We start from the raw sequence: 20,702 nt of genomic DNA, 5'->3' as shown, positions 1-20,702 counted from the left end.
ACGCGCGGGGCGCCCGACGTCAGTTCAGGTCGTCGGGGTGCGTGCCCACGCGGCCCGAGTCGTCGCCCGGGTCGATGGCGTCGATCGCGGCCATCTCGTCGGCGGTGAGCTCGAAGTCGAACAGGTCGAAGTTCTCCTCGAGGCGCTCGCGGCGCACCGACTTGGGGAACACGATGAAGCCGTGCTGGATGTGCCAGCGCAGCACGGCCTGAGCGGGGCTCTTGCCGTGGGCCTCGGCGGCATCCTTCACCGCGGGGATCTCGAACAGGTCGTACTTACCCTGGCCGAGGGGACCCCACGACTCGATGTGCATGTCGTGCTCCTGACCCCACGCCGCGATCTCGCGCTGGCTGAGGGCGGGGTGCAGCTCGATCTGGTCGACCACGGGGGTCACGCCCGTCTCGGCGACGATGCGCTCGAGGTGGGGCACGAGGAAGTTCGAGACGCCGATCGAGCGGGCCTTGCCGGCGTCGCGGATCTCGATCATCTTCTGCCACGCGTGGACGTAGTTGTCGTTCTTCGGCGTCGGCCAGTGGATCAGGTACAGGTCGACGGCGTCGAGCTGGAGCTTCTGCAGGCTCTCGTCGATCGCGGCGAGCGGCTCGTCGCCGTCGTGCCGGTCGTTCCAGAGCTTGGTCGTGACGAAGAGCTCGTCGCGCGGGATGCCGCTCGCGGCGATCGCACGGCCGACGCCCTCTTCGTTCTTGTAGATCGCGGCGGTGTCGATGTGGCGGTAGCCGACCTCGAGAGCCTCGGACACGGCGCGCTCGGCGTCGTCGGCGGGCACGAGGAACACGCCGTAGCCGAGCTGGGGGATGGAGTTTCCGTCGTTGAGTTGCACAAAAGGAACGGTCATGCGTTCAACCCTAGAAGCCCTCACCGACCTCGGCTCCGGGGTTGACGCGTCTACGCCAGCGGTGCGGCCGAGGCCGCGCGGGCGAGCGCCTCGGCGACGAGCCGGACGTTCTCGACGACCGATCCGGCCGTCACCCGTACGCGGTCCCCACCCGACGGCGAGGTCTCCGGGTCGACGACGAATGGAGACCCGGCGGCGATGCCGATCCCCTCGGCAGCCGCGTGCACGAGTGCGGCACGTTCGTCGCGGACCGGCATCCAGAGATTGATGCCGTCGGGGTCGCCGACGTCGATGCCGAGACGGCGGAGGGCTGCGGCCAGACGGTCGAGACGGTCGCGATAGATCAGGCGCGCCGTGCGCACCGGCGCGGTGGAGCGCGGGTCGGTGAGCAGCTCGAACAACACCGACTGCAGGAGCCGCGACGTCCAGCCGGGGCCGAGCATGCGCCGGCGGACGATCCGATCGACGATCGCCGACGGTCCGCCGAGGGCCGCGATGCGCAGATCGGGGCCGTGCGATTTCGAGAACCCGCGCACGTGGACGACCTGAGCCGGGAGCCAGAGCGCCAGGGTCACCGGCGGCGCGCTCGCGATGAGGGCGGAGTGGTCGTCTTCGATCACCGTGACGCGGGTGCCGCCGGGCACGCTCAGGAGCACGTTCGCGAGTCGACGTGCGCGCTCGGATGACATCGACACTCCGGTCGGATTCTGCGCGCGCGGCTGGAGCAGGACGGCCGAGGGTCCGAGCGCGAGAGCACGGGCGAGGGATGCCGGAATCACACCGTCGGTGTCGGACTCGAGCGTCACCGGCACCGCGCCGGCGGCCTCGATGAGGTCGAAGAAGTAGGGGAAACCGGGCGACTCCACCGCGACGCGGTCGCCGAAGCGCACCACCTGGTCGAGCGTTCGCGAAATGCCGTCGAGGGCGCCGTCGACGACGGTGAGCTCCTCGACACCGCGCACGGGCCACTGCTCGCGGAGAACGTCGTAAAGGTCGGGGAGCACCGGGAGGTCGTGGTACCGCCCGGTGTCGGCGCGCGGGCGGGCGAGGGCGAGTGCGCGCTCAATGGAGGGGAGCATCGAGGGGTCCGGAGTACCGAGCGAGAGGTCGAGGCGCAGCGCCGCGACGTCGCGCCCGGCCCCGAGGCCCCGCGGGGCGCCGGGGACGCGGGCGGCCGACATCCCCTGCACCCGGGGGCTTAGCCACTCCCGCCGCTCGGCGCGGACGAACGTCCCGGCACGGCCGCGCGAGAACACGACTCCCGCGTCGGCGAGCGCACGCCATGCCGACGCGACGGTTCCCGTCGACACCCCGAGAGCGGCGGCGACGTCGCGGACCGTGGGCAGTCGTTCCCCCGGCGCGAGCGTCCCGTCGCTGACGAGCCGCGCGATCTCGGCGGCCAGGCCGGCCGACGTGCGCTCGACGAAGGAGTCGGGCGGGATCATGGGCCCCCAATTTACGGCGGTGTCACTCGTGGAAATCGTGGAGAAATGTTCAGGCGCGACAGTAACAGAACCGGGTCCTCGCCCGTCGGCAGCGACGGAATCGAGCCACGACGGCCCGGGAGGAACGAGGGCACCATGACGACGGTACGCGCCGCGATCACGCAGACCACCTGGACCGGCGACAAGGCATCGATGCTGGACAAGCACGAGCAGTTCGCGCGGGATGCCGCGGCGCAGGGCGCCGAGGTCGTGTGCTTCCAGGAGCTGTTCTACGGCCCCTACTTCGGCATCACCCAGGACCAGAAGTACTACCGCTATGCGGAGCCGGTCGACGGACCGATCGTGCAGCGCTTCGCCGCCCTGGCGAAGGAGCTCGGCGTGGTGTCGGTGCTGCCCATCTACGAGGAGGCGCAGACCGGCGTCTACTACAACACCTCCGTGCTCGTCGACGCCGACGGCACCGTGCTCGGCAGCTACCGCAAGAACCACATCCCGCACCTCGACAAGTTCTGGGAGAAGTTCTATTTCCGCCCGGGCAACCTCGGCTACCCCGTCTTCGAGACCGCGGTCGGCAAGGTCGGCATGTACATCTGCTACGACCGCCACTTCCCCGAGGGATGGCGCGAGCTGGGCCTGAACGGCGCGCACATGGTGTTCAACCCCAACGCGACCAAGCCCGGACTGTCGAACCGCCTGTGGGAGGTCGAGGGTCCGTGCGCCGCGGTCGCCAACGGCTACTTCGTGCTGCAGCCGAACCGTGTCGGCCGCGAGGACAACGAGTACGGCGAGGATGCCGTCACCTTCTACGGCACGAGCCAGGTGATCGACCCGCGGGGCAACCACGTCGGAGCGGTCGGTTCATCGGAGCACGAGGAGGTGCTCATCCGCGACCTCGACATGGACCTCGTGCAGCAGATGCGCGACGACTGGCAGTTCTACCGCGACCGCCGGCCCGACACCTACGGCGAGATCGTGGAGGCCTGAGATGGCGACCACCCTCATCACGGGCGGCACCGTCGTCTCGGCGACGGGGCGCAGCGCCGCCGACGTGCTGCTGGACGGCGAGACGATCGCCGCCGTGCTCGCGCCGGGCTCGACGCTCCTCGGCCATGACCTCGCGGCATCCGTCGACACCGTCATCGACGCGACCGGCAAGTACGTGATCCCCGGCGGCATCGACGCGCACACCCACATGCAGCTGCCCTTCGGCGGCACGAGCGCGTCGGACACCTTCGAGACAGGCACCCGCGCCGCGGCCTGGGGCGGGACGACGACGATCGTGGACTTCGCGGTGCAGCGCGCCGGCGAGCGCGTCCAGGACGGACTCGCGCACTGGCACGAGCTCGCGGCCGGCAACTGCGCGATCGACTACGGCTTCCACCAGATCGTCGGAGGGGTGGATGCCGACTCCCTCGCCGCCCTGCCCGGCTTGATCGACGAGGGCATCTCGAGCTTCAAGATGTTCATGGCGTACCCGGGCGTCTTCTACGCCGACGACGCGCAGATCCTGCGCGCGATGCAGGTCGCCGCCGACACCGGGCTCCTGACGATGATGCACGCCGAGAACGGGCCCGTCATCGACGTGCTCGCCGAGCAGCTGATCGAGAAGGGCAAGACCTCGCCGTACTTCCACGGCGTCGCGCGCGCGTGGCAGATGGAAGAGGAGGCCACGCACCGCGCGATCATGCTGTCGAACCTCACCGGCGCACCTCTCTATGTCGTGCACGTGAGCGCGAAGCAGGCCGTCGAGCAGCTCGCGTGGGCGCGCGACAACGGACAGAACGTGTTCGGGGAGACGTGCCCGCAGTACCTCTACCTGTCGCTCGAAGACCAGCTCGGGGCGTCGAGCGAGGAGTGGGGCGACTTCGAGGGCGCGAAGTGGGTGTGCTCCACGCCGCTGCGTTCGAAGCACGAGGGCCACCAGCACCACATGTGGCAGGCGCTGCGCACGAACGACATCCAGATGGTGTCCACAGACCACTGCCCCTTCTGCATGAAGGACCAGAAGACGCTCGGCCAGGGCGACTTCCGTGCGATCCCCAACGGCATCGGCTCGGTCGAGCACCGCATGGACCTCATGTACCAGGGTGTCGTGACCGGTCAGATCACGCTCGAGCGCTGGGTGGAGCTGACCAGCACGACGCCGGCGCGCATGTTCGGCATGTACGGCAAGAAGGGCGTCATCGCCCCGGGAGCGGATGCCGACATCGTCGTCTACGACCCGGCCGGGCACACGTCCATCGGGGTGGGCAAGACGCACCACATGAACATGGACCACTCCGCGTGGGAGGGCTACGAGATCGACGGGCACGTCGACACCGTCATCTCGCGCGGCAAGGTCGTCGTCGACGACGGCGCCTACATCGGCGCCAAGGGCGACGGGCGCTTCGTCAAGCGCGGCCTGAGCCAGTACCTGGTCTGAGAGGGGACCCCATGGATTTCGGCGTCGTCCTGCAGACCAACCCGCCCGCGGCCCGCACGATCCAGCTCTCGCAGCTGGCCGAAGCGCACGGTTTCAGCCACGTCTGGACCTTCGACTCGCACCTGCTGTGGGAGGAACCGTACGTCGTGCACTCCGCGATCCTCGCCGCGACGCGACGAGTCACCGTCGGACCGTTCGTGACGAACCCCGCGACCCGCGACTGGACCGTCACGGCATCCACGTTCGCGACCCTGAACGAGATGTACGGCAACCGCACGATCTGCGGCATCGGCCGCGGCGACTCCGCAGTGCGAGTGACGAACGGGCGTCCGACGACGCTGAAGGCGCTGCGCGAGTCGATCCACGTCATCCGCGAACTCGGCAACTCCCGCGCCGTCGAGTACAACGGCGCGACCCTGCAGTTCCCGTGGAGCCGCGGGTCGAAGCTCGACGTGTGGGTCGCCGCTTACGGCCCCCTCGCGCTCAAGCTCACCGGCGAGGTGGGCGACGGCTTCATCCTGCAGCTCGCTGACCTCGACATCGCCGAGTGGATGATCAAAACGGTCCGCCAGGCCGCCGAGAACGTCGGCCGCGATCCCGACGAGATCGCCTTCTGCGTGGCCGCGCCCATGTACATCGGTGAGGACACCCCCGAATCGCGCGCGCACATGATCGAGCAGTGCCGGTGGTTCGGCGGGATGGTGGGCAACCACGTCGCCGACATCGTCGCGAAGTACGGCGAGGGCTCCGACGTGCCGGCCGCGCTGACTGACTACATCGCGGGCCGGACGGGCTACGACTACAACTCGCACGGCAAGAGCGACAACGACCACGTCGACTTCGTGCCCGACGAGATCGTCGAGCGGTTCTGCGTGCTCGGCACCGCCGAGGAGCACATCGCCAAGCTCGAGAAGCTGCGGGCGCTGGGCGTCACGCAGTTCGCCGGCTACCTCCAGCACGACAACAAGGAGGAGACGATGCGGGTGTACGGCGAGACGGTGATCCCCGCCCTGTCCGAGCACGTCACGGCGAAGCGGTGAGCGCCCCGTGACCGATCAGGTCGTCACGCCGGGCGAGACAGCGGTCGTCGGAAGGGTCGCGTCCACGCGCGGACGCACCGCGGCGGCCCGGATCGGCTGGGGCGCGGCCGGGGTGGCGGCAGTCATCGCCCTCTGGGAGCTGTACAAGTTCCTCGGTCCCGCTGACGGCGTGACCGTGGGCGGGGACGGATCCGCCGGGTCGGGCGTCATCCTGCTCCCCCGGACGCACGACCGCGCCATGCCGCACGTGTGGGACATGATCGCGCGGATGTTCGCGCCGACCAGCGGAGGAGAGACGCCGCCGCTGCTGCTGTCCGTGGTGCAAGCTGCCGGTACGACTCTCGGTCTCGCGGCCCTCGGGTGGCTGATCGGGGTGGTCGTCGGGTCGCTGCTGGGAATCGCGATGCAGCGCTGGCGTCTGGTCGAGGCGGGACTCCTGCCGTGGATCGTCGTGAGCCAGATCGTGCCGCTCATCGCGTTCGCACCGGTGGTGAATGCGCTCGGCACGCAGATCGACCGCTCCGGCTTCCCGTGGCCGCAATGGTTCTCGGTGGCGCTGATCGCGTCGTACCTCGCGTTCTTCCCCGTCGCGGTCGGCATGCTCCGCGGGCTCGAGGCCCCCGATGCCCTGCACCTCGACCTCATGCGCGCGAGCTCCGCCGGGTGGTGGCAGACCCTCGTGCACCTGCGGCTCCCCGCCGCCGTGCCGCACCTGCTGCCCGCTCTGCGTCTGGCCGCGGCATCCGCCGTCGTCGGTGCCGTCGTCGCGGAGGTGTCGATCGGTCTGCGCGGCGGGATCGGCCGCATGCTCATCCAGCTCGCGGGGCAGGCCTCCTCCGACCCCGCCGCGCCCTGGGCACCCACCTTCGGCACCGTCGTGATGGGACTCGTCGCCGCCGGCGGCGTCGCCCTGGTCGGCGTGGCCCTTCATCGTTTCCGTCGCGGGGAGGACACCGCATGACCACCGACACCGCTGTTCGAGCCCGCGGGCTCGGAAAGGTCTTCCCGAGCGCAGGGGGCGAGGTGATCGCCCTGACCGACGTCGACCTCGACATCGCGGCCGGCGAGTTCGTCTCGCTCATCGGCCCCTCCGGCTGCGGCAAGTCGACGCTGCTGCGCCTCATCGCCGACCTCGACACCGCGACGAGCGGCGAGCTGACCCTCGCGGGCAAGACGGCACGGCAAGCGCGACTCGACCAGGACTACGGCATCGCGTTCCAGCAGGCGGGTCTCCTCCCCTGGCGTACCGTCGCGGCGAACATCGCGCTGCCTCTCGAACTGCACCGGTGGACCCGCGCCCGCCGGGAGGCCCGCGTCGCCGAGCTCGCCGAACTCGTCGGTCTCACCGACTTCGTCGGGCGATACCCCGACCAGCTGTCCGGCGGCATGCAACAGCGCGTCGCGATCGCCCGTGCCCTCGCGGCCTCCCCGAAGCTGCTGCTGATGGACGAGCCGTTCGGCGCTCTCGACGAGATGACCCGCGAGCGTCTGCAGAGTGAGCTCGCCCGCATCGCCGCCGAGACGGGGGCGACGGTGGTGTTCGTCACCCACTCGATCCCCGAGGCCGTGTTCCTCTCCGACCGGGTGGTCGTGATGAGCCCGCGCCCCGGACGCATCACCGACGTCGTCGACACGCGCCCGGGTCGCGCCCGCGACGACCTCCTCCGCGAGTCCCCCGAGTACTTCGCCCGCGTGACCGCCGTGCGCGAAGCACTCCACGGCTCGCCCGTGCAGCGGGCGAACGAGCGATGAACGCCGTCCGCCTCCCCGGCTGGGCACGCCTGCTCGCCCCGATCGTCGTCGGCATCGCGGGACTCGCCGCCTGGTACGCCTTCGTCGCCTCGGGCAGCGCCCCGCGGATGCTGCCCGATCCGTTCGCGGTCGTCACCGAGTTCGTCGAGCGCTTCGGCCTCATCGCCGAGGCGGCCGGCATCACGGGCACCAACGCGCTCGTCGGCCTCCTCGCCGGCAGCCTGCTCGCGATCCTGCTCGCCGCCCTCGCCGCGACCTGGCGCCCCGTCGACGGCATGACGGCACCGCTGGTCGCGGCCCTCGCCGTGGTGCCGATCGTCGCCCTCACGCCGATCTTCAACACGATGTTCGGCGCGTCGAGCCAGTTCGGCCGGCAGGCCGTCGCCGCGATCGCCGCGTTCGTGCCCGTGTTCGTCAACACGCTCCGCGGTCTCCGTCAGACCCGCCCCGTCCAGCGCGACTTCTTCCGCGCCACCGCCGCAAGCGGAGGGCAGACGTTCCTCCGTCTCACGCTGCCGACGGCCCTGCCGTACCTCGTGACGGGCGTGCGGGTCGCGGCATCCCTCGCCGTCATCTCAGCCCTCGTCGCCGAGTACTTCGGCGGACCCGCCGACGGCATCGGTACCGCGATCGCCACCTACGCCAAGTCCGGACGTGCCTCGCTCGCCTGGGCGTTCGTGGGCGGAGGCATCGTGATCGGCCTCGTCTTCTTCCTCGTCACCTCACTGCTCGAACGCCTCGTCGCGCGCCGTCTCGGTGCGGGACGCGCGCGCAGCTGATCTGCATCCACCCCACGACGAAAGAGCCTGCACCACCCGACACACGCTCCACCCGAACCGGAAGGACCTTCCATGAGACACAGCATCCGACGCACGCTCGGCGCGATCGCCGGCGTCAGCGTCGCCGCCCTCGCGCTCTCCGCCTGCTCCGGCGGCAGCTCCGCACCCGCGGCATCCGACGCCGACTTCACGCCTCTCACCTCGGTGAAGCTCCAGCTGCAGTGGCTGCCGCAGGCGCAGTTCGCGGGGTACTACGTCGCCCTCGACAAGGGCTACTTCCAGGAGGAGGGCTTCGACAAGGTCGACGTCGTCCCCTCGGGCGGTGACATCGTTCCGCAGGACGCGCTGGTCGCCGGAGACGTGGACTTCGCCGTCGCCTGGGTCCCGAAGGTCCTCGGCACGATGGAGAACCAGGGCGTCGAGCTCACCGACATCGCGCAGGTGTTCCAGAAGTCCGGCACGACCCAGGTGTCGTGGAAGGACTCCGGCATCACCTCGGTCGACGACTTCGAGGGCAAGCGCATCGGCTCGTGGGGCTTCGGCAACGAGTGGGAGATCTTCGCCGCCATGGCCGACAAGGGTCTCGACGCCTCGACGGTGAAGATCACCACGCAGGACTTCTCGATGAACGCACTCCTCGACAAGGACGTGGATGCCGCCCAGGCGATGACGTACAACGAGCTCGCGCAGCTGCTCGAGACGGTGAACCCCGCCACCGGCAAGCTCTACACGATGGACGACATCAACGTCATCTCGTACCAGGACACCGCCGGCGCCATGCTGCAGGACGCGATCTGGGCCGACACGAAGCGTCTCTCCGACGACCCGGCGTACGCCGACGCCGCCACGCGCTTCCTCAAGGCCGTGACGAAGGGCTGGGTCTTCGCCCGCGACAACCCCACCGAGGCGGCGGACATCACCTACAAGGCCGCGACGGCTCCCGGTGTGAACGCGTTCCCCGTGGGACCCGTGCACCAGCTGTGGCAGATGAACGAGGTCAACAAGCTCATCTGGACCGGCGGCGACTTCGGCACGATCGACTCCGCCGCGTGGGACAAGACGGTCCACGGCGCGCTGAAGGCGGTCAACCAGGACGGCCTCAACCTCATCACGACCGAGCCGGCCGACTCCGCGTACTCGAACGAGTACATCGACAAGGCGCTGTCCGAGCTGAAGGACGAGGGCGTCACCGTCGACGGTGAATACACGCCGATCGACGTGACCCTCACCGAGGGCGGTCAGTAACACCACACGCACGCGCGGGGCGGCCGGATGCCATCGGCCGCCCCGTCGCGCACGTCCGGGGTTCTTTGCGAGCGGCGTGGTTTACTGACGCCGTGCCCCCCGAACCCTCCGCCGCTCACGCCCGCCGCCGCCCCGACTCGGGCTGGCGCCGAGGACTGAAACTGCTCGCCATCGGCCTCACCGTGGCCGTCGTCGCCGCGGTCGCCGTCGGCGGCGTCTACGCCTGGATGCTGTCGCAGCGCCTGCAGGAGGCCGCGGTGCCGCTCCCCGACGCCCCCTCGCAAGCCCCGTCGCTGAGCGAGTACGCGGGCGCGTTCGACGTGCTCATCGTCGGAACCGACGAGTGCGACGACCAGGTCAAGGACGATTTCGGCGAACGCTGCAGCGATCCAGAGGCCGAGGGCATCCGGAACGACGTCAACCTCCTCGTGCACGTGTCGGAGGCTCCACGCCGCGCGACGGTGGTCTCGTTCCCACGCGACCTGCGGCTCGAGATCCCGGAGTGCACCAACGAGGACGGCTCGGTGTCGTCCGGGGCGTGGAAGGCGTCGATCAACACGGCGTACGAGGCCGGCGGCCTCGCGTGCGTGGCCAGCACGGTGTCGAACCTCACGGGTCAGCAGATCCCCTTCGCCGCGAAGGTGAGCTTCGGCAACGTCGTGAACATCACCGACGCCGTCGGTGGCGTCGAGGTGTGCATCGGCGGCGACGGCATCAACGACTACGACGCCGGGATCAACTGGGAGCCCGGCCCGCGCGTCGTCCAGGGATACGACGCCCTGGCGTTCCTGCGCACCCGCAAGGGCATCGGCGACGGCAGCGACCTCGCCCGCATCGGCAACCAGCAGCAGTACCTCTCGCGGCTGCTCAACAAGGTGCGCAGCGAAGAGGTGCTCTCCAACCCCGGAACCCTGCTGGCGCTCGCGAACACCGCGGTCAACAACGTCACCCCGAGCGAGAGTCTGGCCGATCCCGTTCGCATCGCACAGTTGGCGTACACCCTCAAGGACGTTCCGCTCAGCGACACCACGTTCGTGCAGTACCCCGTGCTGACCGACCCCGACGACAGCGACAAGGTCGTTCCCGACCTCGACGGTGCCGCCGTGTTGTGGGACGCCCTCGCCCGCAACGCGCCGATCGCCCTCACCGGTGAGCTCGGCGCGAACGAGGGCGTGACGCTGGACCCCTCGGCACCCACGGCCGAGCCCACGGCGCCCGAGACCCCCACCCCGGGCGCGACGGATGCCACCCCCGGTCCCGAGGTCGTCGAACTGCCGGGGAACGTCAGCGGGAGCAAGGCCGACCAGGCGACGTGTTCGGTGGGGCGCGGCTGAGACGCGCGCGCGGACAGCGAGGGCTGGGGTCGGCGCAGGCGAGCTCATGCGCCGGATGCAGCCGCGGCCCGGCGAGCGGGAGCGGCAAGACCCGCGCGCAAGGGGCGGCGGTCCGGGTCGTTCGTGCGAGAACATCGGAGGGTGAAGACCGCCACACGGACCTCCGCCCTTCTCGTGCTCACCGCGCTCGCGCTCACCGGGTGCGTCCCCGAGCCCGCTCCGACGCCGAGTCCGACGGCATCCCCCTCTCCCTCACCGACACCCACGCCGACGCCCACGGCCGACCCGCTGGCGGGGATGAGCCTCGACGACAGAGTCGGGCAGATGTTCATGGTGGGCACGTCCGTCGAGGGAGCCGACCAGACCACCCTCTCGGCGGTCGCGGACGATCACATCGGCGGGATCTTCCTGCACGGGAGATCGGATGCCGGCGCGCAGGCGACCGCCCAGCTCGTGTCGACATTCACCTCGGCGCAGGCCGCGGGTCAACCGTTGCTGTGGGTGTCCACTGATCAGGAGGGCGGCGAGGTCCAGGTGCTGAGCGGCCCCGGGTTCGATGAGATCCCCTCCGCGGTCGACCAGGGGCAGCAGGACGACGCGACCCTGCGCAGCAACGCCGCGACCTGGGGCGGGCAGCTCGCGCAAGCCGGCGTGAACATGAACCTCGCTCCCGTCGCCGACATCGTCACGAGCCCCGAGACGGCGCAGAGCAACCCGCCGATCGGCGAACTCGAGCGCGAGTACGGCTACGACGGGGCGACGGTGGCGGCCAAGGCCGGGGCGTTCGCCGCCGGGATGCGCGACGGCGGCGTGCTTCCGACCTTCAAGCACTTCCCCGGGCTCGGGCACGTGGGCGACAACACCGACACGACCGCCGGGGTGACGGACGACTTCGTCACGGCCGACGGCGCCGACGTCGGCGTGTACTCGACGGTGCTGCCGGAGGGACCCGCCGTGGTCATGCTGTCGACCGCGATCTACGAGAAGATCGACTCCTCGGCGCCCGCAGCGTTCTCGCCCACGGTGGTCGGCGTGCTCCGCAACACGGTCGGCTTCGACGGAGTCGTGACCACGGACGACCTCTCCGCCGCGCAACAGGTGCAGGCGTGGTCGCCCGCCGACCGCGCAACACTCGCCGTCGAGGCGGGGATCGACCTGCTGCTGGTCTCGGCCGATTCGTCGGTCTACCCCGAGATGCGCCAGGCCGTGCTGTCGAAGGCGCAGAACGACAGCGCGTTCGCCGCGAAGGTGGATGCGGCGGTGACCCGGATCCTGGCAGCGAAGGCCGCGATGCCCTGACGCCCCTCCGCGTCATCTGCCGGAAAACGTCGCTTCTCCACCCTCCGAAGCGACACACTGCGGCAATCCACGCGGGTCGAAGCCGCCCTCTCCGCTCGCGAAACTCACACGACCCGACATTGAGTTGTCGCATATGTGCGCCACCCCCCACGCGACGCGGCCACTCGCGGCAAACGAACGCCCCGCGGGCACTCGAACGTCATACTGACTTGCCGCATATGTGCGCCACACCCCGCCCGACGCGACCAATCGCGACAACTCACGCGCTGACACGAACGGTCGGGGCCGGACGCGGAGGCGCCACCCCGCGATAGGCTGGAAGGCTGTGTCCGTCGAACCTGTGATCGTCTACCCGCCCGAGCTGCCCGTCAGCGCCGCGCGGGACGAGATCGCGCGCGCCATCCGTGACAACCAGGTCGTGATCGTCGCGGGCGCGACCGGATCGGGCAAGACCACGCAGCTGCCGAAGATCTGCCTCGAGCTCGGCCGCACCTCGATCGCGCACACGCAGCCGCGCCGCATCGCCGCGCGCACGATCGCCGAGCGCATCGCCGAAGAGATGCAGGTCCCCCTCGGCTCCACCGTCGGGTACAAGGTGCGCTTCACCGACAAGGTGTCGGCCGACACCCGCGTAGCGCTCGTGACCGACGGCATCCTGCTCAACGAGATCCACCGCGACCGGCTCTTGCGCCGCTACGACACGATCATCGTCGACGAGGCGCACGAGCGTTCGCTCAACATCGACTTCCTGCTCGGATACCTCCGCCGCATCCTGCCGAAGCGCCCCGACCTCAAGGTCATCGTCACCTCGGCGACGATCGACCCCGAGAGCTTCGCGCGCCACTTCGCCGCGCCGCCCGCCGAGCCGGGCGGCGAGCCGGTGCCGGCGCCCGTGATCGAGGTGTCGGGGCGGACCTATCCGGTCGAGATCCGGTACCGGCCGCTGGATGGCGCCGACGGTGCGGGCGAAACTCCTGAGGATCCGGATGCCGACGGCTCCGACGCCGCGACATCCCGTGGCCGCGGGGTCGCAGCGCCGCAGAAAGTCAGGAGTTCGGCCCGCGCGACGCGCGACGGCGACGACGCCGACGAGGTCGGGGCCGTCGTCGCGGCCCTGAGGGAACTCGACCGGGAGCCCGCGGGCGACGTGCTCGTGTTCTTCCCCGGTGAGGCGGAGATCCGGGATGCGGCGGATGCCATCCGCGGGGCGTATCAGAAGGACGCCGCGCCGACAGAGGTCCTCCCCCTGTACGGGCGCCTGTCCGCCGCCGAGCAGCACCGCGTCTTCGAGCGCTCGACCGTCGCGGGCGTGCGCCGCCGCGTCATCCTGGCCACCAACGTCGCCGAGACGAGTCTCACCGTCCCCGGCATCCGGTATGTCGTCGACACCGGCACAGCCCGCATCTCGCGGTACAGCAACAGGTCGAAGATCCAGCGGCTGCCGATCGAGGCCGTGTCCCAGGCCTCGGCGCAGCAGCGATCCGGTCGCGCGGGGCGGACGTCGCCCGGTGTCGCGATCCGCCTCTACTCCGAGGACGATTTCTTGCGTCGGCCGGAGTACACCGAACCCGAGATCCTGCGCACGTCGCTGGCATCCGTGATCCTGCAGATGCTCTCGCTCGGGTTCGGCGACATCCAGGCTTTCCCGTTCCTGACCCCGCCCGATTCGCGCGGTGTGAAGGCGGCGTTCGACCTGCTCGTCGAGCTCGGTGCGGTGAAGCTGCCGGCGCCGGGGGCACGCTCCCGCGACGACCGGCCCGATCGCGACCCCTCGCGCGGTGGCGGGCGCGAAGACGGCCCCCGCCTCACCGAGATCGGCCGCGAGATCGCGCGGCTGCCGATCGACCCGCGCTTCGCGCGAATGCTCATCGAGGCGCGCCGAAACGACGTCTCGGCCGAGGTCCTCGCGATCGTCTCCGGCATGTCGATCCAGGACGTGCGCGAGCGCCCCGAGGACCGCCGCGAGGAGGCCGACCGGTTCCACGCCCGGTTCACCGATCCGACCAGCGATTTCCTCTCGCTGCTGAACCTGTGGGAGTACCTGCAGGAGAAGCAGGCCGAGCTCGGCTCGAGCGCGTTCCGGCGCCTGTGCCGGAGCGAGCATCTGAATTACGTGCGCGTGCGCGAGTGGGTCGACGTGCACCGGCAGCTGCGCTCGTTGGGCGCCTCGGTCGAGCGCGGCGGCTCCGGTGGGGGTGGGCGCGGCGGCTCCGGCGGGCGCGGCGCGAAGAACCATGTCCCACTTATGGCCGGTGCGGAGCGCTCGAAGCAGCACAATTCGGGACACGCACCGTCAGAAGTGGGACGAGGGTCCTCGGGGGACGCGCCGGAGGGCCACGCCGCCGGCGACGCCATCCACCGCGCGATCCTGTCCGGACTGCTGTCGCACATCGGCATCCTGGATCCGCGCACGATGGCGCAGGCCAAGGACCGCAAGACCCCGGGCGACGCACGCCCCGTCAAGGGCGAGTACATCGGCGCCCGCGGCGCGCGGTTCGCGATCTTCCCCGGCTCGGGGCTGAAGAAGAAGCGTCCTTCGGCTGTGATGGCCGCCGAGCTCGTCGAGACCTCGCGCCTGTTCGCGCGGACGGTCGCCGCCGTCGACCCCGCGTGGGCGGAGGAACTCGCCCCCGACCTGGTGAAGCGCTCGCTGAGCGAGCCGCACTGGTCGAAGGATGCCGGCTCCGCCGCCGCGTACGAGAAGGTCACGCTGTTCGGTGTCGAGCTCGTCGGCCGGCGTCGCGTCCAGCTCGCGCGCTTCGACCGCCCTCTCGCCCGGGAGATGTTCGTGCGGCACGCCCTCGTCGAGGGCGAGTGGGACCCCTCGGTCCTCGACAAGCGCCTCACGGCGTTCCTCCGCCGCAACGTCGAGCAGCGCCGCCTGCTCGAGAAGATCGAGGAGCGCGAGCGCCGCCGCGACATCCTCATCGGCGATGAAGCGGTGTTCGCGTTCTACAACGCCCGAATTCCCGCCGACGTCACCGACGTCCGCTCGTTCGAGACCTGGTGGAAGGATGCCTCGAACCGCACACCGCACCTGCTCGACCTGCGCGAGTCCGACCTCACCGGAGACCGAGCGCAGGGCGACGACCGGGCCTTCCCCGCGCGCTGGCGGCAGGGCGATCAGACCCTGAACCTCGCGTATCGCTTCGAGCCGGGCGCCCCCGACGACGGCGTGACGGTCGTCGTGCCGCTGCCCCTGCTCGCGCAGCTGCGCCCCGACGGCTTCGACTGGCAGGTGCCCGGCATGCGCGACGAGCTCGTCACCGCGTTGCTTCGCGCCCTGCCGAAGACCATCCGCCGCAACGTGGTGCCGGCCGCCGACTGGGCGGAGAAGTTCTCGGCCGAACTCGCCGAGAAGGGCCCCGAGCACGCGAACGGCCTCCCGAAAACGACGCTCGTCGACGCCCTCGCCGCCCTGGTGCAGCGCGTCGCGAACCAGCGGGTGAGCGCGGCCGACTTCGAGCTCGAGCGCGTTCCCGCGCACCTCCTCCCCTCGTTCCGGGCGGTCGATGCCCGGGGCCGGGCGGTCGGCAGCGACCGCGACCTCGGCGCGCTGCAGCGACGACTGGCCGACCGGGCCCGCTCCAGCGTCGAGTCGACGATCTCTCGGCCCCCGCAGAGGGCCGCGAAGGTCGCCCAGGCCTCCCCCGCTTTCGCTTCGCGCACGAAGCTCACCACCTGGGACCTCGACGAGCTCACCGAGGTCGTCGACACCCCCGTCGCCGGCGGCGTCGTACGCGGCTATCCGGCGCTCGTCGACGAGGGCGACAGCGTCGATCTTCGCGTCGAGGCGACGCCTGAAGACGCCGCGCGGCTCACGCGGGCCGGCATCCGTCGCCTGATGCTGCTGGCCGTCCCCTCCCCCGCCACCTACGTTCTCGACCACCTCACCGCGAACGAGAAGCTCGCGCTCGCGGCATCCCCGTACCAGAACGCGAAGGCCCTGATCGAGGATGCGCGCGTGGCCCTGGCCGACGACATCCTCGGGCGCGACGGCGCCGTGCGCACCCGAGGGGACTTCGATCGGGTGCGCGACGCGTTCTCTTCCGTTTCGGTGGAGCGCACGTTCCAGACGGTGTCGCTCGCGGCGAAGATCCTGCTCGCGCAGCGCGAGGTCGAGAGGGCGATGAAGGATGCCGCATCGATGACGCTCCTCGGAGCGCTCAACGACGTGCGGGGCCAGGTGAAGGGGCTGCTGTTCCCCGGCTTCCTCTCGCGCACCGGCATCCCACGCCTGCAGCACTACCCCCGGTATCTCGCCGGTGCGCTCGAGCGGGTGAAGACGCTCTCGGACAACCCGGGCCGCGACCGCCAGCGCATGACCGAGTACGAGCGCGCCGCCGCCGGTTTCGTCGAGACCGGGGGCACGATGCCGCTTCCCGCCGACGCACCCGCGAACCTCGTGCAGACGCGGTGGCTGCTGGAGGAGCTGCGCGTGAGCCTGTTCGCCCAGCGCCTCGGCACGGCGGAACCCGTGTCGATCCAGCGCATCGCGAAGGCGCTGAAGGGCGCGTGAGTCGCGCGCGGGATGCGCCGTGCGAGGCGATCGCCCGTGCGGGCGGCTTGTCGTAGCGGAAGACACGTGCGTGAGTTGCCGCAATTCGTCGCCTGAGCACGCGCCACGCGACAAACATGGGCAACTGAGGCGCGGGCGCGCCGGCGTCGGCAATCCTCATTTGCCGCACTTCGTCGCCCTGGCATGCGCCGAACGTCAGATTGAGGCAAACCAGGCGCGGGCGCGACGGCGTCGGGGCGTCAATTGCCGCACGTGGTCAAACGAGCGTGCGCCGAACGTCAAATTGAGGCAAACCAGGGACGGGCGCGACGGCGTCGGGGCGTGACTTGCCGCACGTGGTCGCCGGAGCATGCGCCGCACGACAAATAGGGGCAAACAAGCGCGGGCACGGCGGCGGCACCGGAAGCGTCAGCACAGCCTCAGCGCCTACACGCCGAGGGCAGACCCCCAGTTGCGCAGCAGCGCCTCCAGCGCACGACGGTCGGCCGGACGGAGCGCCGACAGCAGGCGCTCCTCGTTCTCGACGTGGGCGACCAGCGCCTCGTCGATGATCCGCCGGCCCGCCGGCGTGAGCGACACCACTCGACCGCGGCCGTCGTCGTCGCTCGCGCTTCTCGACACGAACCCGGATGCCACGAGCCGGTCGACGCGCTTGGTCACCGCGCCGGTGGTCACCATCGTGTGCCGCGCGAGCTCGCCGGGTGCGCACGCGAAGGGCTCGCCGCTCCGACGGAGCGCCGCGAGGATGTCGAATTCCCCCTCGCCCAGGCCGTAGCGCCGGAACACGACGAGCAACTCGGCCTCGAGGCGGTCGACGATGCGGCTCATCCGCCCGATGATCTGCATCGGCGAGGCATCGACGTCGGGACGCTCGGCAGCCCACTGCGCGACGAGTTCATCGACGTGGTCGGTCATGGCATCCATGATACCTTCCGCGGAAACTATACTGTCTTCCATGGAAGATAAATGGCGGCTCGTCGCGATCACCGCGGTTGCCCCGATCGCGTGGGGTGCCACGTACGTGGTCACGCGGCACCTGCTCCCACCCGACGCACCGCTCTGGGGCGCGGCGCTGCGCGCCCTGCCCGCCGGACTCCTGCTGTGGGCGATCGCCCGACGCCGGCCGCGCGGCTCATGGTGGTGGCGGGCCCCCGTCCTGGGACTGCTGAACTTCGGCGCCTTCTTCGTGCTCGTCTACCTCGCGGCGCAACTGCTCCCGTCGTCCATCGCGGCGTCGATCATGGCGCTGGCCCCGCTCGCCCTGGCCGGCATCGCCTGGCCTCTCCTGTCCCAGCGCCCGACCGCGCGGTGGGCGGCCGGGGCCGTGCTCGGCATCGCGGGGGTGCTGCTGGTCGTCGGGCTCGGAGCCGGCGCCGTGTCGCCCGCCGGGGTCGTGGCATCCGTCATCGCTCTGCTCGCGTCGTCGCTCGGGGCGATCCTCACCACCCGGTGGCGCGACGACACCCCGCTGCTCGCGACGACGTCATGGCAGCTCATTGCCGGAGGGATCGCGCTCGTGGTCGCCGCGGCGATCGTCGAGGGGCCGCCCCCGCGCGTGGATGCGATCGGCGTCGCGGCCTACGCGGGGATCGCCGTCGTCGCCACCGCGCTGGCGTTCGTGTGCTGGTTCACCGGGCTTCGCCACCTGCCGGCGGGCACCGTCGGGATCATCGGGCTGCTGAATCCCGTCACCGGGGTCGTGCTCGGAGTGCTGGTCGGCGGCGAGTCCCTCGCGCCGCTCCAAGCCCTCGGCATCGCGCTCGTCCTCGTGTCGCTGGTCGTCGCGCGCTCCCGGGTCACGCCGACCAGCTCGCGGCGAGCATCATCGTCGCCGCCCCAGCCATCAGCAGAGCGTGCAGGCGATGAGAGATCCCTCGCCGCTCGCGAACGTGATGCACCGTGACGCCGGCATAGAGCAGGAAGAGTACCGCGACCGTCGCGCCCAGCCCGTCGGATGCCACGTGATGATGCGCCGCTCCGGGTTGCCCCGCGACCATGCGGGCCATCGTCGCCGCCATGAACAGCAGCGCGATCGACTCGTGCAGGGTCGTCGTCGAGACCGGCGCGCGACGCGAGCCCGCGGCGACCCTGGCCGCCACCGCGAGCGCCACCGCGACGATGATCTGCGCCGAGACCCACCAGACCGCGTCGATCCGGCGTCCGAGGATCGTGTCGACCATGGCCGCCGTCATGAGGACGGCAGCGCCCACGGCGGCCCCGTGCTCCCGACGCGGAGGCACGAGGAGCGTCGCCGTCGCCGCGGCCGTCGCGAGAGCCGCCCCACCGTGAAGTGCCTCGGACAGCAACGGCTCAGCGCGCGGCGAAGCGCCGCCAGGGCAGCGAGTCGACGTCAGCCGGGGCCCCGGCGGCGAACTCCAGCGCCGCGGCGTCCACGTCGATCGCCACCGTGAGCTTCGTCTCCCACCGCAGATGCTCCGGCTGCTCGGCGCGAGCTCGCACCGAGATCCCCGGCCCGGACACCGCGCCGAACGCGCGCGCCCGCTCACGCGGTGCGACGGTCCGAGCGAGTGCGGCGTTGTCGACGAGGCACTCGTACCGCGGCACGCTGGTCGTCTCATACGGCGAGTACTCTCCCGCCGCGAGGTGCGCGTCGAGGAAGTGGTTCGTGTGCGCGAGAGTGTCGCCCGCGCCCACCGGGAGCACCGCGACACCGTCGGGCGTCACCTCGATGGCGGCAGCGGCCCCCTGCACGACGACGGTGAGCACGCTCGACGCGGCGAGCGGCACGGCACGCGCGAGGGCGGCGGCCTCGTCGAGGGTGCTCGCCCGATCGAGGATCATGCGAGAGAGCACGTGCACCGGCACACCGACCCGCGACCCGTCCGAACGGTGGTGGAGGATGTTGAAGTGCACGCCCAGACCACGGTCGTTCACACCGATCTTCGCCGGCTGCCCGAACTCGCAGAAGGCCGCGACCCGGGTGCCCGTGCTCGTGCGCCAACGCCGCACGAGGGTCTCGTTCGAGAGCGTCTCGTGCCAGTCCCAGGTCTGCAGCGTGCGGGGAGCGGCATCCGCGGCCGGTACGTGCACGATCGTCGAGCACTCCATCGACGGCGTCATGCGGGCGAGCACCTCGGTCCGAGAGGTCAGCAGCAGCACAGCCTCCGGGTCGAGTCCGCTGCCGTCCGCGACCCCGCGGAACTCGGCGGCGACCTCCGGCGCGAACTGCTCGGTCGCCTCGCCGCATTCCCGGGCGATCTCGCCGACCGTCCCCGCATCCACCCCGGACTGCTCGAACAGGGTGCGGTAAGAGGCGACGGCGGCATGCAGCTGGGGAGCCCACGCGGCTCCCAGACGGCGGCCCTCGGCCTCGGCATCCGTCCCGTCCGCCGACCACTCGTGCACGATCATGCGCCTCTCCCCACGCTCTCGATGAGACTCGCGACGTCGCCGTAACGGTCGCCCCGCGAGCGCGCGGCCGCCACGACCCGTGCCCGCACGTCGGCGGGCTTGTCCTGGCTGAGCTTGAACACGGCGCGTTGCTCGATGACGTCGAAGCGGAACGACACGACGCCGCCGACGATGCGCTCGAAGGTCGCGAGCGACGACGACGCGTCCCACGCGGTCGGTTCGAGGGCCTCGAGCTCCTGCACCGTCCGAGTCACCACGTGCATGCTGGCGTCGCGCTCGTCGAGCACCGTCACGCGCGCGGTGAGGTGGACCGCGGCATAGTCCCACGTGGGCACGTTCGGATCGTCCGCGTACGCCGTGGGTGAGACGTATCCATGCGGGCCGGAGAACACCAGCAGCACCGGCTGCCCGTCGCGGAGCGTCTTCCATTGCGGGTTCTTCCGCGCGATGTGGCCGAGGAGCTCGGCCCCCACGAGCGTGCTGTCATCGGGCATGTCCTCGATGATCACCGGGGTGTGCGTCGCGATCGGAGCAGCGTCGGAACCTCCGCCGGAGACGACCAGGGCGAACGGATGCCGACGCACGAGGTCGGTGACCTCGACCTGCGACGGAGCGAGATACGCGGGGAACTCGTGCACG

The 20,702-nt window shown here is 70.7% G+C and carries 17 protein-coding genes; 11 read left to right on the top strand and 6 right to left on the bottom strand.

Annotated features, from left to right (window positions below; genetic code table 11):
- Positions 1-19: 19 nt before the first annotated feature.
- Both ACMW4R_RS11180 and ACMW4R_RS11175 read right to left on the bottom strand, forming a co-directional pair.
- Positions 20-856, bottom strand: a complete 837-nt coding sequence (locus ACMW4R_RS11180; protein WP_418299957.1) for an aldo/keto reductase — start codon at positions 854-856, stop codon at positions 20-22.
- A 50-nt stretch (positions 857-906) separates the two neighbouring features.
- Positions 907-2,301, bottom strand: a complete 1,395-nt coding sequence (locus tag ACMW4R_RS11175; RefSeq protein WP_418299956.1) for an aminotransferase class I/II-fold pyridoxal phosphate-dependent enzyme — start codon at positions 2,299-2,301, stop codon at positions 907-909.
- A 135-nt stretch (positions 2,302-2,436) separates the two neighbouring features.
- On the opposite strand from ACMW4R_RS11175, the gene ACMW4R_RS11170 reads away from it, so the two are divergent.
- The 10 genes from ACMW4R_RS11170 (at position 2,437) to hrpA (ending at position 16,691) form a co-directional block, all read left to right on the top strand.
- Positions 2,437-3,285 (top strand): nitrilase-related carbon-nitrogen hydrolase, encoded by an 849-nt coding sequence (locus ACMW4R_RS11170; RefSeq protein ID WP_058596940.1) that lies wholly within the window; start codon positions 2,437-2,439, stop codon positions 3,283-3,285.
- A gap of 1 nt (position 3,286) precedes the next feature.
- Positions 3,287-4,723, top strand: coding sequence for a dihydropyrimidinase (gene hydA, locus ACMW4R_RS11165; RefSeq protein ID WP_058614503.1), 1,437 nt, complete (start codon positions 3,287-3,289; stop codon positions 4,721-4,723).
- 11 nt (positions 4,724-4,734) lie between these two features.
- Entirely contained in the window at positions 4,735-5,763 is a 1,029-nt protein-coding gene (locus ACMW4R_RS11160; protein ID WP_058614504.1) for a TIGR03842 family LLM class F420-dependent oxidoreductase, read from the top strand.
- 7 nt (positions 5,764-5,770) lie between these two features.
- Positions 5,771-6,724 (top strand): ABC transporter permease, encoded by a 954-nt coding sequence (locus tag ACMW4R_RS11155; RefSeq protein ID WP_058596937.1) that lies wholly within the window; start codon positions 5,771-5,773, stop codon positions 6,722-6,724.
- Positions 6,721-7,515 (top strand): ABC transporter ATP-binding protein, encoded by a 795-nt coding sequence (locus tag ACMW4R_RS11150; protein WP_058596936.1) that lies wholly within the window; start codon positions 6,721-6,723, stop codon positions 7,513-7,515. Before ACMW4R_RS11155 ends, ACMW4R_RS11150 begins: the two co-directional genes overlap by 4 nt.
- The gene (locus tag ACMW4R_RS11145; RefSeq protein ID WP_058596935.1) at positions 7,512-8,294 is read left to right on the top strand and encodes an ABC transporter permease; all 783 of its coding nucleotides are present in this window, start codon (positions 7,512-7,514) and stop codon (positions 8,292-8,294) included. Before ACMW4R_RS11150 ends, ACMW4R_RS11145 begins: the two co-directional genes overlap by 4 nt.
- A gap of 72 nt (positions 8,295-8,366) precedes the next feature.
- Entirely contained in the window at positions 8,367-9,539 is a 1,173-nt protein-coding gene (locus ACMW4R_RS11140) for an ABC transporter substrate-binding protein (RefSeq protein WP_418299955.1), read from the top strand.
- A 92-nt stretch (positions 9,540-9,631) separates the two neighbouring features.
- Positions 9,632-10,873: an LCP family protein gene (locus tag ACMW4R_RS11135; protein WP_418299954.1), complete on the top strand. Its 1,242-nt coding sequence runs from the start codon at positions 9,632-9,634 to the stop codon at positions 10,871-10,873.
- 141 nt (positions 10,874-11,014) lie between these two features.
- Complete coding sequence (locus tag ACMW4R_RS11130; RefSeq protein ID WP_418299953.1) at positions 11,015-12,172, top strand: glycoside hydrolase family 3 N-terminal domain-containing protein; 1,158 nt, start codon at positions 11,015-11,017, stop codon at positions 12,170-12,172.
- Positions 12,173-12,497: 325 nt separating this feature from the next.
- The gene (gene hrpA, locus ACMW4R_RS11125; protein ID WP_418299952.1) at positions 12,498-16,691 is read left to right on the top strand and encodes an ATP-dependent RNA helicase HrpA; all 4,194 of its coding nucleotides are present in this window, start codon (positions 12,498-12,500) and stop codon (positions 16,689-16,691) included.
- Positions 16,692-17,117: 426 nt separating this feature from the next.
- Here hrpA and ACMW4R_RS11120 read toward each other — a convergent pair whose 3' ends face one another.
- Positions 17,118-17,606, bottom strand: coding sequence for a MarR family winged helix-turn-helix transcriptional regulator (locus ACMW4R_RS11120; RefSeq protein ID WP_418299951.1), 489 nt, complete (start codon positions 17,604-17,606; stop codon positions 17,118-17,120).
- Between the two features lie 40 nt (positions 17,607-17,646).
- On the opposite strand from ACMW4R_RS11120, the gene ACMW4R_RS11115 reads away from it, so the two are divergent.
- The gene (locus ACMW4R_RS11115) at positions 17,647-18,594 is read left to right on the top strand and encodes a DMT family transporter (RefSeq protein WP_418299950.1); all 948 of its coding nucleotides are present in this window, start codon (positions 17,647-17,649) and stop codon (positions 18,592-18,594) included.
- On the opposite strand, the gene ACMW4R_RS11110 is transcribed toward ACMW4R_RS11115, so the two are convergent.
- From ACMW4R_RS11110 to ACMW4R_RS11100, 3 genes are all read right to left on the bottom strand, one after another.
- Complete coding sequence (locus tag ACMW4R_RS11110; RefSeq protein WP_418299949.1) at positions 18,488-18,901, bottom strand: hypothetical protein; 414 nt, start codon at positions 18,899-18,901, stop codon at positions 18,488-18,490. The genes ACMW4R_RS11115 and ACMW4R_RS11110 overlap by 107 nt on opposite strands.
- Positions 18,902-19,001: 100 nt before the next feature.
- A complete protein-coding gene (locus ACMW4R_RS11105; RefSeq protein ID WP_418299948.1) occupies positions 19,002-20,063 on the bottom strand; it encodes a C45 family autoproteolytic acyltransferase/hydolase in 1,062 nt (353 codons plus the stop codon).
- Positions 20,060-20,701, bottom strand: a complete 642-nt coding sequence (locus ACMW4R_RS11100; protein WP_418299947.1) for an FMN-binding negative transcriptional regulator — start codon at positions 20,699-20,701, stop codon at positions 20,060-20,062. The genes ACMW4R_RS11105 and ACMW4R_RS11100 overlap by 4 nt, the downstream gene beginning before the upstream one ends.
- Position 20,702 lies beyond the last annotated feature (1 nt).

This window comes from Microbacterium sp. S1037 (assembly GCF_048381605.1).
Lineage (GTDB): Bacteria > Actinomycetota > Actinomycetes > Actinomycetales > Microbacteriaceae > Microbacterium > Microbacterium testaceum_B.
This window is presented reverse-complemented; position numbering and strand designations above follow the sequence as displayed.